Genomic DNA, 15455 nt, shown 5'->3' on the forward strand with positions numbered 1-15455 from the left:
GCAGGGGAGGGAGCAAACCCACAACCTTGACCTTAGTGCAATAAATTATCCAGTCTGTCGTCATCAATCCCGTCCGGCTCCAGATGAGCCGTCACATCCGCAGACTTAAACAACTTGCTCACCGCCATTTCAGCCGCATCACCGATATCGTGCCCGACATCCACCGTCAGATTGCCATCAACCTCGACGTGAAACTCGACAAATACGCGGTCGCCGCCGTTGCGGGTGCGAATGTCATGTACACCGCGCACGCCTTCAACACTTAATACTGCCGCTTTCACGCGCTTGCGGTCATCTGCACTCAGTTCGCGATCAAGCAACTGGGTCAGTGCATCTGCCGCCATACCGCGCGCATTCCAGATCATATAGAAGGAAATCAACAGCGCGCCGATGGAGTCGGAACGCGTCCAGCCGAAGTAACGCTCGAAAATCAGCGCCAGCAGTACGGCAATATTCACCGCGACGTCCGTAATGTAGTGCGCGCGGTCAGCCGCGATGGCCGTTGATCCGGTACGTTTCACCACATAGGTTTGCATCAGCACCAGTCCGGTGGCGGCCAGCGAACTGCCGATGATCACCCAGATACCAAGACCGAGCTGCGCCAGGGGTTCCGGATTAATGATGCGCCCGATGGATTCACCGCCGAGCACCAGCCCCGCGCCGCCCAGTAACAGCGCCTGTACAAACGCGGCCACAGCTTCGGCTTTGCCGTGGCCGTAACGATGGCCTTTGTCTGCCGGCCGTCCGGCATAACGCACGCCGATCAGCGTCACCATCGAGGCCAGTACATCGACCAGACCGTCGGCGGCAGAGGTCAGCAGCGCAATCGAACCGGTGGCGGCCCATGCCCAGACTTTGACGCAAACCAGGATCAGCGCGACGCACAGCGACACCAGCGAGGCAATACGTGTCAGGCCTTTATAGGAAGGCGCGGGACGGGTCATGGGTTGACCCACAAGAATGGTTGTTGTTGGGAATGTTTCACAAAAATGTCCTGAAGCAGAGAATCAACTTTATTTGAAAAATACAAATACCAGCCCGGCATTATAACCCATTTCCAACTTTTAAGACGTTCCCTATGGTTTGGATCTTTGTGCTTTCCCTAAGGTTAATTGACATGGATTTACTTGCATTTACATCAATACGTTCTAGCTTAAAACAAGATTTCTTTGTTCCGGCGCGTGGCGGCCGATAATCAGAAGAGCACTATTCAGAAGAGCATTATGACAAACGATAACAAGACACAGCCCTCCGCGTCCGGCGACGCAAATACTGAACTCGATTCCAGCCAGGTAAAATCAGGAGGAGGTCACACCCGGGATCCCAAAGACCAGAAAAATCCCGACGACAGTAAACAGGATAACGATGAAAAGCGTAAAGGCCCCGGCAAGAAACCCCTGATCATCCTCGGGATTGTGGTAGTGGTGATGGTGGTCGTGGCACTGGTCTGGTGGCTGATGACCAAAGATCAGGTCAGCACCGATGACGCCTTTACCGAAGGTGATGCCGTCACCATCGCGCCGAAAATTGCCGGTTATGTCACTCATCTTGCGGTGAAAGATAACCAGTTCGTGAAGAAAGGCGACTTACTGGTGGAAATCGATCCGCGTGACGCGACCGCGCAGCGCGATCAGGCACAGGCTCAGCTCGGTCTGGCGGTCGCGCAGTTGCATCAGGCGCAGGCGCAATACGATCTGGCGAAAGTACAATATCCGGCGCAGCTTGCTCAGGCGAAAGCCCAGCAGACGCGGGCGGAAGCCAATTTGCTGAATGCCACTGCCGATTTCCGTCGTCAGCGCGGCGTAGACCCGCGTGCCACCACGCAACAAAATATTGATACGTCCAACGCGCAGGTGCGTTCTGCAGCCGCTGATCTGGAAAATGCCAAAGCGCAGGTGCAGGTTGCCGCGCAGGTACAGCTGAATATCCGTCAGGCTGAAACCAACGTCGAAGCTCGTCAGCAGCAGGTTGAACAGGCGAAAGCCCAGCTGGAAACGGCGACGCTCAACCTCTCCTATGCGCAGGTGCGCGCACCGTTCGACGGCTACGTCACCAAGCGTAATGTGCAGCTCGGTACGCTGGTTCAGGCCGGAACCTCGCTGTTCTCAGTGGTTTCAAAAGATATCTGGATCGCCGCAAACTACAAAGAATCGCAGCTCGAACGCATGCGCCCCGGCAACAAGGTAGAAATTACCGTCGATGCCTTCCCGGACATCAAACTTCACGGCCACGTTGACAGTATTCAACAAGGCACCGGTTCGCGCTTCTCGGCCTTCCCGGCTGAAAACGCCACCGGCAACTACGTGAAAATCGTTCAGCGCGTGCCGGTGAAAATCGTCATCGACAGCGGTCTTGATGAGAATCACCCTCTGCCGCTGGGTCTGTCTGTCGAACCGACGGTGACCGTCGAATGAATGAAGATCGCAGCTACTGGAAACCCAAGGCCAATCCGTGGGCAGTTGCCGCCGTCGTGACCATTGCGGTGTTCATGGAAATCCTGGACACCACTATCGTTAACGTGGCGCTGCCGCACGTCGCCGGTTCATTATCTTCCAGTTATGACGAATCGACCTGGGTGCTGACGTCCTATCTGGTGGCGAACGGTATCGTGCTGCCGATTTCGGCGTTTCTCAGCCGCGTGATGGGCCGCAAAACTTACTTCCTGATCTGTATCGGCATGTTCACCGTTTGCTCCTTCCTGTGCGGCATCGCCACCGAACTGTGGCAGATGATCTTATTCCGCATCCTGCAGGGCTTTTTCGGCGGCGGTTTGCAGCCGATCCAGCAATCGGTATTGCTGGATTACTTTAAACCGGAAGATCGCGGCAAAGCGTTTGGCCTTTCATCGATTGCCATTATTGTCGCGCCGGTCGTCGGCCCGACACTTGGCGGTTACATCACGGATAACTTCAGCTGGCGCTGGGTATTCCTGATCAATATTCCGGTCGGGATTATTGCCCTGCTGGCGATTTATCAGCTGCTGGAAGATCCGCCGTGGGAGCGCAAGGCAAAAGGCAAACTCAGTATTGATTACATCGGTATCGGGCTGATTGCGCTGGGTCTGGGCTGCTTACAGGTGATGATGGATCGCGGCGAAGACGATGACTGGTTCCAGTCCGGCTTTATTGTCACCTTTGCTGTGCTGGCGGCCACCGGGATTGTCGGCGCGGTTTACTGGTTGCTGTACGCCAAAAAACCGGTGGTCGATCTGCGCTGTCTGAAGGATAAAAACTTTGCTGTCGCCGGTTTACTGATGGCCGGTATGGCGATGATTCTGTATGGCAGTTCGGTGGTCATTCCGCAACTGGCGCAGCAGCAACTGGGTTACACCGCCACACTCTCGGGGCTGGTGATGTCGCCGGGCGCGGTGCTGATCGTGCTGTCGATCCCGCTGGTGCTGAAGCTGATGCCCGTTGTACAAACGCGTTACATCATTGCCTTCGGTTTCTTCCTGCTGGCGGCCTCGTTTATCTATTCGGCAACGCTGACACCTGATGTCGATTTTGAAACGCTGGTGCTGTACCGCAGCGCGCAGTCGATAGGGCTCGGTTTCCTGTTTGTGCCGCTGACCACTATCGCATTTATTACCATCCCGCAAAAAATGAACGCCGACGCTGCCGCGCTGTTTACCATGTTCCGTAACGTCGCGGGGTCGATTGGTATTTCGCTGGCGACAGCCGGTGTCACCGAGCGAACGCAGGCACACAGTGCGCATATGGCGCACAACATGTCGCCGCTCAATGAACAGTTTAATCAGGCGGTGAGCAAAAGCGCTGAGGCGATCCGTGATTTTGCCCACGTGGTCGGCGACCCGATGCAACTGGCGACCGTGCGCATGTATCAGGAGATGATTTCGCAATCGCGCATTCTGGCCTACATCGACGTATTCGGTTATTGCGCCATCGTCGCCGTTATTTTGATCCCGTTTTGTTTCCTGCTTTCGCCAGTTAAGAGCGAAGGTAATGCCGGAGCACATTAAGTTGAACAAGAAAAGCTCTACTCTGAGAAATCAGCCATCCGTGATGCCGTCCTGCTCCACCCTCTGCGAAGGCCGGGGCCGGAAGGGGGTTTTACATTCAGGCACCCGTTTTCTGACTCTCTCGACATTAACGCTGGTATTAGCAGCGTGCTCCGTTGGCCCGGATTATCAGAAGCCGAATCCGGTGACACCCTCGGCCTATAACGATATGACCCAGCCGAAAGACAAAGACGGCGCATCGATTGCCCTGCCCTCGGAGCCAAATCCGCTGTGGTGGAAAGCCTTTAATGACCCGCAACTCGACAGCCTGATCACCCGTGCGATTGCCGGGAATATTTCCCTGCAACAGGCAGTACTGCGTATCGCCGGTGCCCGCGAGCAGGTGAAACAGGCCGAAGGCGCCTGGCTGCCATCGGTGCAGGGCAGCGCGAAAATGACCCGTCAGCAGCTCGGTCTGAAAGGTATTCTCGATTCCAGCGGCGCCTCGCAACAGCTTGACGATCTCGGACCGGAAGCCTCCGGCGCGATCAGCACGGCTACGCGGCCGGTGAATTTGTATCAGGGCAATTTCGATGCCAGCTGGGAGCTGGATTTGTTCGGCGGCACACGACGTCAGGTCGAAGCCGCCAATGCCCAGACGCAATCGTCCATAGAACAACGCAACGATGCATTAGTTTCGCTGGAAGCTGAGGTCGCCCGTGCCTATCTGCAACTGCGTGGCGCGCAAAGCGTGACGGCAGCGATACAGACGCAAATCGATGTCGCGCAGCAAACCTTAGATCTGACACAAAACCGTCAGCAAAACGGACTGTCACCGCAGCTTGATGTCGAAAATGCCCGCGCACAGTTAGGTTCCCTGCGCGCCCAGTTGCCGCAATATCAGGCGCAGGAACGTCAGGCAATGAACGGACTGGCCGTGTTGCTCGGTCAGACGCCTGGCTCGCTGGATGCTGAACTTTCTGCCCCTAAACCGATGCCTGCCCTGCCCGCTGCCGTGCCGGTCGGTGTGCCGTCACAGCTGGCACGCCGTCGTCCGGACGTACGCAAAGCCGAGGCTGATCTCCACGCGGCAACCGCCAATATTGGTGTATCCGTCGCGCAGATGTTCCCGAGTATTTCGCTCACCGGCCAGTTCGGCATGCGTAACACAGACGTCAGTTATCTCGATAACTGGAGCAGCCATTTCTACTCCTTTGGCCCGCAGATTTCCCTGCCGATTTTCCAGGGCGGACGTCTGGTCTCCAGCGTGCATCTTTCCCGTGCGCAACAGGCGAATGCGGCGCTGAATTATCGCCAGACCGTGCTGACAGCGTTGCAGGATGTCGATAATGCGCTGGTGAATTACCGCACCGATCAGGATCAGGTCAGCGGTTTAGACCAGACGACCGAAGCGCTACAGACCGCGTTTGATCTGGCGAGCGACAGCTACCGCCAGGGGCTTTCTACCTTTATCAACGTGCTTGATGCCCAGCGCCAGCTGGCACAGGCGCATCAGCAATCCGCTGAAGCGAAAGTGAAAACCAGCACCGATCTGGTCTCGCTGTATAAAGCGTTAGGCGGCGGCTGGGAGCCGTATCAGAACGTCGATTTGCCGACCTACACCGTCTTTGGTCCGGCAGCCACGCCGGATGTGAAGGTACAAACCACGTCTGGCGTGACACCGTAACGCCTTATTAATGTGAAGAGATAAAATCTGACGGCGTGGACGGGGCAGGCAATGAAAAATTCTGCCTCATCCGCGCCACTTCTCTCACCGGCGTCAGCCCGAATAAGCGTTTAAATTCGCGGCTGAACTGCGACACACTTTCATAGCCTACCTGTGCGCTGGCCGCCGAGGCGGTCAGGTTATTGCGCAACATCAGTAATCTGGCCTGATGCAAACGGGTGGACTTGAGATACTGCATCGGCGACGTATCAGTGACGGTTTTAAAGTGACTGTGAAACGTCGGCAGGCTCATTCCCGCTTCTTTTGCCAGCGCATTCACATCCAGATGCGAGTGGTATTCTGCGTGCAGTTTTCGCAGGGCTTTTACCACTTTGCCAAATTGCCCTTGCAGGGTCAGTGCGCTGCGCAGCGTGCCGCCCTGAGCACCGGTCAGCACGCGGTAATACAACTCACGCATCATCGCCCTGCCCAGAATTTTTGCATCCAGCGGAGATGCCATCACCTGCAAAAAACGTAATACGCAAGCCCGCATCGTGTCATCCATCAGGCTCGACACCATACTTTTCGGCGATTCCGGCTGCGGGGCGTCATAAGCATCGAGCTGCAACATCAGTTCAGCCGCCAGGCTGAAATCGAGTCGCAGGTAAATTGCCAGCATCGGTTCACTGGCGGTGGCGTCAGTTTCCATGGTGAAAGGCACCGGCACCGATACGGTCAGATAATGCTGTGCATCATACAAATAGACATCATTACCTAAGAATCCGCGTTTTCTCCCCTGCACCACAATCACGATCCCCGGCTCATACAAAACCGGCGTGCGCAGCAGCGGACGGTTTGAACGTAAAAAACGCACATCTGCCAGCGTCGTCAGGTTGTAGCCTTCATGGGGCGTAAGCTGGTCCAAAAGCGCGATCATTTGCTCAGTCACTGTCAAAGATGGAAACGTCATATGAACCTGAAAATATGCAGCGGAAAGTGAATGAAGTGTCGCACCGGGAATCAGTCGCGTCCAGACGCCTCAGAGGAACAGGCAAACATCAGAGAGGATCGGGGCTACGGATTTGCTGTTGTCCCCCCTATTCTGCAAGTCCGCTTTTTACTGAGGAGTTTGTATGAGTCAGTCAAAATTATTATTCATCACCGGCGTCAGCAGCGGATTTGGCCGTGCGCTGGCAGAAGAAGCCCTGAAAGCAGGACATCGCGTGGTCGGCACGCTGCGTAATGCACAAGCCTGCGCAGAATTTGACGCGCTTGTCCCCGGCCGTAGTTTTGGTCGCATGCTGGATGTCACTGATTTCGAGGCCATCGCCCCGCTTGCGGCTGCCGTGGAACAGGAAATCGGCGCCGTTGACGTGCTGGTCAACAATGCCGGTTACGGGCATGAAGGTATTATGGAAGAGTCGCCGTTAAGCGAGGTGCTGCATCAGTTTGACGTCAATGTTTTTGGCGCGGTTGCGGTCATCAAAGCCTTCCTGCCGTATTTTCGTCAGCGTCGCGGTGGACATATTCTTAACATCACGTCGATGGGAGGCTTTATTACAATGCCGGGCATCAGCTATTACTGCGGCAGTAAATTCGCCTTGCAGGGGATCTCTGAAACACTGACCAAAGAACTCAAACCGTTCAATATTGCCGTCACGGCCATTCAGCCCGGGTCTTTTCGTACCGACTGGGCGGGACGTTCGATGGTGCGCTCACCGCGTGCCATCAGTGATTACGATGCCAGTTTCGACCCCGTGCGGGAAACGCGGGAAAAACGCAGCGGTCATCAGCCGGGCGACCCGCTAAAGGCCGCACAAGCGATGTTGCAGTTGCTCGATGCGCCTGAGCCGCCTGCCTCGCTGTTACTCGGCAGTGACGCCGTTAAATTTGTCAGGGAAAAGATGCAACAAATGCGTGAGGATATCGATATCTGGGAAACGGTCAGCCGGTCTGCCGATGGCTGAAACATTCTTTTAAAGATCCCGTCAGCGCATTTCCCGGAGACTGCGCTATTCTGTTCAGACACTGAAATCGTCCTGCCTGCGGGCAGGATTTTCGTCTGAATAACAATCGGGTAAAACAATGAATTCCATTTCCAACGAAGATAAAAAACCCAGCTGTGATTCAGTGATTAACAGCGTGGCTTACCGCGACGGTAAACGATTGCAGGATGTGACGGTCGAAGACATCAGCGAAGTCCTGAAAGAGCCCGATACCTTTGTCTGGCTCGGACTGTGGCAGCCGGAAGATGCCTATATGCGCAGCATTCAGGAAGAATTCGGTCTGCATGACCTGGCGATTGAAGATGCACTGACCGCCCATCAGCGACCGAAAATTGAGCAGTACGGCGAATCGCTGTTTATCGTTACGCACACTGCGCAGAAAGTGAATGAAACCATCGAGTACGGCGAAACACACCTGTTTCTCGGCAAAAACTTTCTGATCACCGTGCGTCACGGTGCGTCATCCAGCTATAAAGAAATCCGTAAACACGCCGAAGAACGCCCGGAAATGTTGAGTAAAGGGCCAGCTTATGCACTGTATTGCGTACTCGATTCCATCGTGGATAACTATCTGGAAATCCTGCATCAGTACACCGAACAGTTTGATGCCATCGAAAAACTGATGTTCCGCAACACCTTTAATCAGCAGGCGGTGCAGCAGGTTTATAGTCTGCGGCGGGATCTGCTCTCGCTGCGCAACGCCGCGGTACCGATGGAAGATATCTGTAATCAGCTCAGCCATCACTACGAAGAACTGATGCCTAAGAGCCTGCGGGCTTATGTGCGTGATGTGCAGGACCACGCTAATCAGGTGATCCGCACGACGGACGATGTGCGCGAAATGCTGTCGAACGCCATGCATGTGAATCTGGCGCTGGTGTCGGTGCATCAGAACGAAGTGGTACAGCGACTGGCGGGCTGGGGCGCGATTCTGGCGATCCCGACAGTGATTTTCAGTCTGTACGGCATGAACTTCAAAAACATGCCGGAGCTGGATGACTGGTGGGGATATCCGGTAACGCTGGGCGTCACTGTCGCCGGTTGTGTGTGGTTATACTGGAAGCTTAAAAAATCAGGCTGGCTGTAAGTTAATTATCACCTGAAAACACACGTTAATTAACATGCGAATAACAGAAACCGCTGTTATTCGCGTTCTTTAATTATCCTGACAATTTTAATCCTGACTTATTCTGTTTGTCCTTTCCTCTTCGCCTTATTTCCTTATATACTCGGTCGCATCTTCCTTACGGAAATAATATTCATCATGTCAGTTCGTTTCGCGATTTCACAGTTCATGCATTCGCTGCGCTTGCCCGGCAAGCGGGTCAGTGTGTTGCTGTTCGCGTTATGCTGGCTTGTCCTGAATGCCCAACTGGCGCTCGCCAGCCATCAGTGCGATATGCGCCCGCCGGTGGAAAACACCGCCATGGCACATAACATCACCATGCAAATGCCTGATTCTCCAGAGCACATGCAGAGTCAGTCGCTGTTGTGTGAGAAGCACTGTGCCCCTGAAAGAACCCAGTCTGACAGTGGTTCCGTGCCACTGGTGGCATTGCCCGTCGCTCCGGCATTAGCCATGCTCACCGTCGATGCCAGCACAGCGGTCACCACCGCGGACTGGATTGCGCCAACCGTCACTCCGCCTCCCGCTGAAGTTCAGTTCTGCCGATACAGAGAATAGCCCCTGCTGTCCTGAGTGTTTTTCCGCACTCAATATTAAATGAAATTGTTTTGCCAGATTAATGGCCAGTTTTTATCTAATGACAGTATTGGAGTATTTCCCATGCGTGCAATTTTAAATGTATTTACCGCAAGTCTTTTCTTTATTTCAGCTTATTCTTTTGCCGATGCTATGCCAATGAATCACGATGCTATGGCGATGCAGCATAATATGCAGGCCTATGAATCCGAAGGCGTGATCACTCAGTGGCAGTCTGATCGCGTGGGGATTTCCCATCACGCCATTCCTGCGCTGAAATGGCCGGCCATGACCATGAATTTCCGTCTGCCGCCGGAGATCGCCGCCAACTCCCTGCCCGCCGGTACGCCGGTCACCTTTAGCTTTGTCAAAACTGAGTCCGCTTATCAGTTACAGACACTGACACCGCTGAAACGCTGACCGGGAGATTCACCATGTTGACTTTACCGCGCCATCACCGGATGACGTGGCAATGGCTGCTGGCTTTTGTGCCGGTCAGCGCGTTTGCCACACCCGTTACCCTGCCGCAGGCGCTGGTCGCTGCGCAGGATTATTCCGCCGAGCTTTCTGCCAGTCGTCACCAGATCAATGCGCTGGATAACCGTGCCGATTCGGCCATGCAACTGCCGGATCCGAAGCTGAAATTCGGTATCGAAAACCTGCCGGTCAGCGGCGGCAACACCGACCGGTTTACCCGTGAAGGGATGACGATGGAACGTATCGGCATCATGCAGGATTACATCAGCAGCGATAAGCGCCAGCGCAAAGCCGACACGCTGCGTGCAGAATCCCGGGAAGTGGCGGCTACCCGCCAGAGTATCCGGGCACGTTTGCAACGCGATGCGGCGCTGGCCTGGATGGAACTGGCCATCGGCGGGCAAACCGTCTCGCAATTACAAAAACTGGTGGACGAAAGTCAGCGCCAGATTGGGGTTCAGCGGGGCGGTGTCAGCAGCGGCAGTTCGCTGCCCGCCTCGGTGCTGGACGCGCACCTGACGCTCATCAGCATGCAAGACAAACTGACCGAAGCCGAACGGGATGTTCAACTGGCGCGCACCCGCTTAAGCCAGCTGACCGGCATCGATCAGCCTGAAATTAACGGTGCCATTCCGCCTTTCACCGAACTTCCTCCACAGGCGTTACAGGCGACAAGCGTCGAACAACATCCTGAAATTATTCAGGCACGGCGTGAAGCCGATGTGGCGCAGGCGAAATCCTTGCAGTCAGCCATTGCGGCGCTGCCGGATGTCGGCGTGGAAGTCTATTACGCCCATCGTGCCGACAGTTATGAAGATCTGGCAGGGGTGATGTTTACCGTCGATCTGCCGCTGTTTACCGCTTCGCGTCAGGATAAAGATCACGCCGCCGATCAGTCGATGGCAATGGAAAGCAATGACCGGCTGGCGCAACTGATGCGCGACCATCAGGCGCAACTGACCAGTTTGCTGGCGCAATATCAGGCCGCCACCACGTTATGGCAGCGGCAAAAAAACAACGTTATTCCCCTGCAACAGCAACGCATCAGCGTGATTCAGGCACAGTATCGCGCCGGAAAAAGCAGCCTGAATGACGTTCTCGACGCCCGCCGCAACCTGATCGACAGCCAGATTTCCGAACGCAATGCCGGGCTGGAAGTGGCCCGCTATTGGGTCGCCCTGCGTTATCTGGCCCCCCAGGAGATTCATTAATGACTTCCGCTAAAACTTACAGCCTGCTGGCCGTCGCCATCATGGCCGCACTCGCCGCCGGTTACGTGGCTGGCCGTCACAGCCCTGCGGCGCAAACGCAGGCTTCTGCTGCTCCGGCCGAACGCAAAGTGCTGTACTGGTATGACCCGATGACGCCCGGCCAGCGTTTCGATAAACCGGGCAAATCGCCCTTTATGGATATGGATCTGATGCCGCGTTACGCCGATGAAGCCACGGATGACGGCGGTGTGACGGTCAGCGCCCGTCAGCAGCAAAATCTCGGTATGCGCAGTGAAAAGGTACAGCGACGGATGATTTCCGCACCGCTTAATGTGTATGGCACGGTCAGCGCCGATGAACGCAGCCTGCGCACGGTCGCCGCCCGTGCGAATGGTTTAGTCGAAAAACTTTACGTCGCTGCCAGCCAGCAGCCTGTGAAAAAAGGTCAGAAACTGGCCACACTGTGGATCCCCGACTGGACCGCCGCGCAGCAGGAATATCTGGCCGTGCGTCAGCTTGGCGACCGCAGCCTGACTGCCGCCGCCCGTCAGCGGCTGGCTTTGCAGTTTATGCCGGAAGACATTTTGCGCCGCGTCGATAAAACCGGTCAGCCGCAAACCCGCATCGACGTGGTCGCGCCGGAAGACGGTTATATCAGCCTGCTTTCCGTGCGTGAAGGGGCGCAGGTCAGCGCCACACAGCCGCTGTTCGAACTGACCAGTCTGAAACAGGTTTGGATTGTGATGGATTATCCGCCTTCTGCCGCCAGTCAGATCCAGATCGGCGGCAAAATTACGGCCAGTGCCGACAGTCAGCCGGGCGAGATATTTCACGGTACGGTCAGCGAATTGCTGCCGGATGTGGATGCCGTCAGCCGTACGCTGAAAGCCCGCGTGGTGATTGATAATCCGCAGGAAAAACTGCGTCCCGGCATGTACCTGAATTTATCGCCAGATGTCAGTGCGCAGACGGCGGTTCTGGCCATTGCGCAGGAAGCGCTGATCCAGACCGGCAGCCGCAATACCGTGCTGCTCGACGACGGCAACGGACATTTCACCCCGCAGAAGGTCACCATCGGCGTGACGCGTGATGGCTGGACGCAGGTACTTTCAGGCCTGGAAGAAGGTCAGTCTGTTGTCACCTCCGGACAGTTCCTGATCGACTCCGAAGCCAGCCTGCGCAGCGCACTGCCTGCCACCGACGCCCCCGCGCCGGACGCGCACCAGCACGGAGGTGATTTATGATTGCCGCTGTGATCCGCTGGTCGCTGAAGAACCGGCTGCTGGTGTTACTCGCCGCGCTGATGATGGCGGGCTGGGGCATCTGGTCATTGCAGAAAGCGCCGCTCGACGCCCTGCCGGATCTCTCCGATGTGCAGGTGATCGTGCGCGTGAGTTATCCGGGCAAGGCACCGCAAATCATCGAAGATCAGGTGACCTATCCGCTGACCACCACCCTGCTGTCAGTGCCCGGCGCGAAAACCGTGCGCGGCTTTTCGATGTTCGGTGATGCCTATGTTTATGTGTTGTTCGATGATGGTACCGATCCTTACTGGGCGCGCTCCCGCGTGCTGGAATACCTGAGTCAGGTTCAATCCTCACTGCCCGCCGGAGCCAAAGCCTCGCTGGGGCCGGATGCCACCGGCGTCGGCTGGATCTATGAATACGCGCTGATCGACAAAACCGGCAAACACAGCCTCGAACAACTTCGTGCCCTGCAGGACTGGACGCTGCGTTATGACCTGAAAACCGTACCGAATGTCTCTGAGGTCGCCAGCATCGGCGGCATGGTGCGTCAGTATCAGGTGGTGGCCGATCCGCAACGGATGCGCGCCCGGGGCGTGACGCATCAGCAACTGGTGACCGCGCTGCAAAACGCTAATCAGGAAAGCAGTGGCTCGCTGCTGGAAATGGGCGAGGCCGAATACATGGTGCGCACCTCCGGCTATCTGAAAAGTCTGGATGATTTCAACAATGTGGTCGTGACAGTCAACAGCGGTATTCCGGTGCTGCTGGCGGATGTCGCCACCGTCCGCACCGGCCCTGAACTGCGGCGCGGCGTGGCGGAACTTAACGGTGAAGGTGAAGTGGCGGGCGGCGTGATTGTTATGCGCTCGGGTAAAAATGCACTGGAAACCCTGAAGGCGGTGAAAGAGCGGCTACATGCCCTCGCCCGCACGCTGCCTGCGGGGGTGGAAATCGTGCCGGTCTACGATCGCCAGCCGCTGATTGAAAACGCCGTCGAAACGCTATCGCATAAACTGCTGGAGGAATTCGCGGTAGTCGCGGTGGTCTGCGCGCTGTTTCTGTTCCATTTCCGCTCGGCGCTGGTGGCGATCATCACCCTGCCGCTCGGCATTCTCGGCGCGTTTATCGTCATGCATTATCAGGGGGTCAGTGCCAATATTATGTCGCTCGGCGGTATTGCGATTGCCATCGGCGCCATGGTCGATGCGGCGATTGTGATGATCGAGAATATGCATAAGGTGCTGGAGCAATGGCGGCACGATCATCCCGGCCAGCAGCCTGCGTCGGCGGATTACTGGAAGGTGTCTGAGCGTGCCGCCACGGAAGTGGGTCCGGCGCTGTTTTGCAGTTTGCTGATCATCACCCTGTCGTTTATTCCGGTGTTTTCGCTGGAAGCACAGGAGGGCCGGATGTTCTCCCCGCTGGCATTCACCAAAACCTACGCGATGGCGGTGTCTGCCGGGCTGGGCATCACTCTGGTGCCGGTGCTGATGGGCTATTTTATTCGTGGCAAAATTCCTGATGAAAATGCCAGCCCGATCAACCGCTGGCTGATTGCCGCCTACCAGCCGGTGCTTTCTGCCGTGCTGAAACGTCCGAAAACCACGCTATTATTCAGCGGCCTGTTCCTGCTGGTGTCTCTGTATCCGCTGGCAAAACTGGGCAGTGAATTTATGCCGCCGCTCGATGAAGGCGACCTGCTGTATATGCCGTCGACGCTGCCGGGGATTTCAGCCCGCGAAGCCGCACGGTTGTTGCAGCAGACGGATCGGTTAATCAAAACTGTGCCCGAAGTCGCCAGTGTATTTGGCAAGGCCGGACGCGCCGACAGCGCCACTGACCCGGCGCCGCTGACCATGATCGAAACGACCATCCGCTTTAAACCGAGGGACCAGTGGCGACCGGGCATGACGCCGGACAAACTGGTGACAGAACTCGACAACGCGGTGAAATTGCCCGGCATCGCCAACGTCTGGGTACCGCCTATCCGCAACCGTCTCGACATGCTGGCCACCGGCATCAAAAGCCCGGTGGGCATCAAGGTGAACGGCAATAACGTTGCACAAATCGAGCAGATCGCCCAGCAGATCGAGCATATCGTGAAACAGGTGCCGGGCGTGACTTCGGCACTGGCCGAAAGGCTGGAAGGTGGTCGTTACGTCGATATTGATATTAACCGGCGTGAAGCGGCACGTTACGGTGTCACGGTGGCTGAATTACAGTCGCTGGTCTCAACGCTGGTCGGCGGGGAAAATATCGGCGAAACGCTGGAAGGCCGCGAGCGTTATCCCATCAACCTGCGTTATCCGCGTGAGCTGCGCGACAACGTGCAGGCGCTGCGGGATTTACCGGTGCTGACCGCCTCCGGCGCACAGGTGCCGCTGTCGGCGCTGGCATCCGTCAACGTCACCGATGGCCCGCCGATGCTGAAAAGTGAGAACGCCCGTCTTTCAGACTGGATCTATGTGGATTTGCGCGGACGAGATTTGAAATCTGCCGTCGAAGACATGCAACAGGCGGTCAGCCAGCAGGTAACATTGCCGGAAGGGGTGACGGTCAGTTGGTCGGGGCAATTCGAGTATCTTGAACGCGCCACGGCAAAACTGAAAATCGTGCTACCGGTGACACTTTTGATCATCTTCGTCCTGTTATACGTGACGTTCAGCAGCGTGCGCGACGCCCTGCTGATCATGGCGACACTGCCGTTTGCCCTGACCGGTGGCGTCTGGCTGTTGTACCTGCTGAGTTTCAATCTGTCGGTCGCCGCCGCCGTCGGGTTTATCGCCCTGGCCGGGGTTGCCGCCGAGTTCGGGGTGATCATGGTGCTGTATCTGAATCAGGCGGTGCAACGTCAGCAAAAAGCCGGCGGGGATATGAGTGAGGCAGAACTGTGCGACGCCATTCACCACGGTGCGGTGTTGCGCGTCCGGCCAAAAGCCATGACTGTTGCCACTATCATGGCGGGTTTACTGCCGATCATGTGGGGCGGCGGAACCGGTTCAGAAGTGATGCAGCGTATTGCCGCGCCGATGATCGGCGGCATGGTGAGTGCCCCGTTGTTGTCGATGCTGGTGATTCCGGCGGTGTATTTGCTGATGCATCGGAGAAGGAATAAAAAAAGTTTAAGGGAAAGCCCCTCCTCTTCGCAGCGGGGGAGCCGAACGGATCATTCTTAGGGTTTTTGTCCT

12 protein-coding genes are annotated in these 15455 nt (G+C 56.3%); 10 read left to right on the forward strand and 2 right to left on the reverse strand.

Translation table 11 applies throughout. The annotated features are described in order from the left end of the window. Positions 1-32: 32 nt before the first annotated feature. The gene (locus tag UC14_RS25140; RefSeq protein ID WP_112151885.1) at positions 33-944 is read right to left on the reverse strand and encodes a cation diffusion facilitator family transporter; all 912 of its coding nucleotides are present in this window, start codon (positions 942-944) and stop codon (positions 33-35) included. A gap of 279 nt (positions 945-1223) precedes the next feature. Here UC14_RS25140 and UC14_RS25145 point away from each other — a divergent pair, with 279 nt between their 5' ends. The 3 genes from UC14_RS25145 to UC14_RS25155 are packed head-to-tail and all read left to right on the forward strand — an operon-like array spanning position 1224 to position 5645. After that, a complete protein-coding gene (locus UC14_RS25145; RefSeq protein ID WP_112198657.1) occupies positions 1224-2414 on the forward strand; it encodes an HlyD family secretion protein in 1191 nt (396 codons plus the stop codon). Beyond that, positions 2411-3979, forward strand: coding sequence for a DHA2 family efflux MFS transporter permease subunit (locus tag UC14_RS25150; protein WP_013575274.1), 1569 nt, complete (start codon positions 2411-2413; stop codon positions 3977-3979). The genes UC14_RS25145 and UC14_RS25150 overlap by 4 nt, the downstream gene beginning before the upstream one ends. Next, positions 3963-5645: an efflux transporter outer membrane subunit gene (locus tag UC14_RS25155; protein WP_041673121.1), complete on the forward strand. Its 1683-nt coding sequence runs from the start codon at positions 3963-3965 to the stop codon at positions 5643-5645. The genes UC14_RS25150 and UC14_RS25155 overlap by 17 nt, the downstream gene beginning before the upstream one ends. A 7-nt stretch (positions 5646-5652) precedes the next feature. Here the strand turns inward: UC14_RS25155 and UC14_RS25160 are convergent, their stop codons facing one another. Next, positions 5653-6594, reverse strand: coding sequence for an AraC family transcriptional regulator (locus UC14_RS25160; RefSeq protein ID WP_112151883.1), 942 nt, complete (start codon positions 6592-6594; stop codon positions 5653-5655). Positions 6595-6757: 163 nt separating this feature from the next. On the opposite strand from UC14_RS25160, the gene UC14_RS25165 reads away from it, so the two are divergent. From UC14_RS25165 to UC14_RS25195, 7 genes are all read left to right on the forward strand, one after another. Further along, complete coding sequence (locus UC14_RS25165; RefSeq protein WP_112198658.1) at positions 6758-7591, forward strand: oxidoreductase; 834 nt, start codon at positions 6758-6760, stop codon at positions 7589-7591. Positions 7592-7709: 118 nt separating this feature from the next. Further along, positions 7710-8717, forward strand: coding sequence for a magnesium/cobalt transporter CorA (gene corA, locus UC14_RS25170; protein WP_013575270.1), 1008 nt, complete (start codon positions 7710-7712; stop codon positions 8715-8717). A 177-nt stretch (positions 8718-8894) separates the two neighbouring features. Continuing rightward, positions 8895-9314 carry a hypothetical protein gene (locus UC14_RS25175; RefSeq protein WP_015689866.1) on the forward strand — a complete coding sequence of 140 codons (420 nt, stop codon included), beginning with the start codon at positions 8895-8897 and terminating at the stop codon, positions 9312-9314. Between the two features lie 102 nt (positions 9315-9416). Next, the gene (locus UC14_RS25180) at positions 9417-9752 is read left to right on the forward strand and encodes a copper-binding protein (protein WP_112151882.1); all 336 of its coding nucleotides are present in this window, start codon (positions 9417-9419) and stop codon (positions 9750-9752) included. 14 nt (positions 9753-9766) lie between these two features. Then, positions 9767-11020 (forward strand): TolC family protein, encoded by a 1254-nt coding sequence (locus tag UC14_RS25185; RefSeq protein WP_112198659.1) that lies wholly within the window; start codon positions 9767-9769, stop codon positions 11018-11020. Continuing rightward, positions 11020-12264, forward strand: a complete 1245-nt coding sequence (locus UC14_RS25190; protein ID WP_112198660.1) for an efflux RND transporter periplasmic adaptor subunit — start codon at positions 11020-11022, stop codon at positions 12262-12264. Before UC14_RS25185 ends, UC14_RS25190 begins: the two co-directional genes overlap by 1 nt. Then, on the forward strand, positions 12261-15443 hold the full coding sequence (locus UC14_RS25195) for an efflux RND transporter permease subunit (RefSeq protein WP_112198661.1): 3183 nt from the start codon (positions 12261-12263) through the stop codon (positions 15441-15443). Before UC14_RS25190 ends, UC14_RS25195 begins: the two co-directional genes overlap by 4 nt. Positions 15444-15455: the final 12 nt, after the last annotated feature.

The organism is Rahnella sp. NRRL B-41462, from assembly GCF_003263525.1.
GTDB lineage: Bacteria > Pseudomonadota > Gammaproteobacteria > Enterobacterales > Enterobacteriaceae > Rahnella > Rahnella aceris.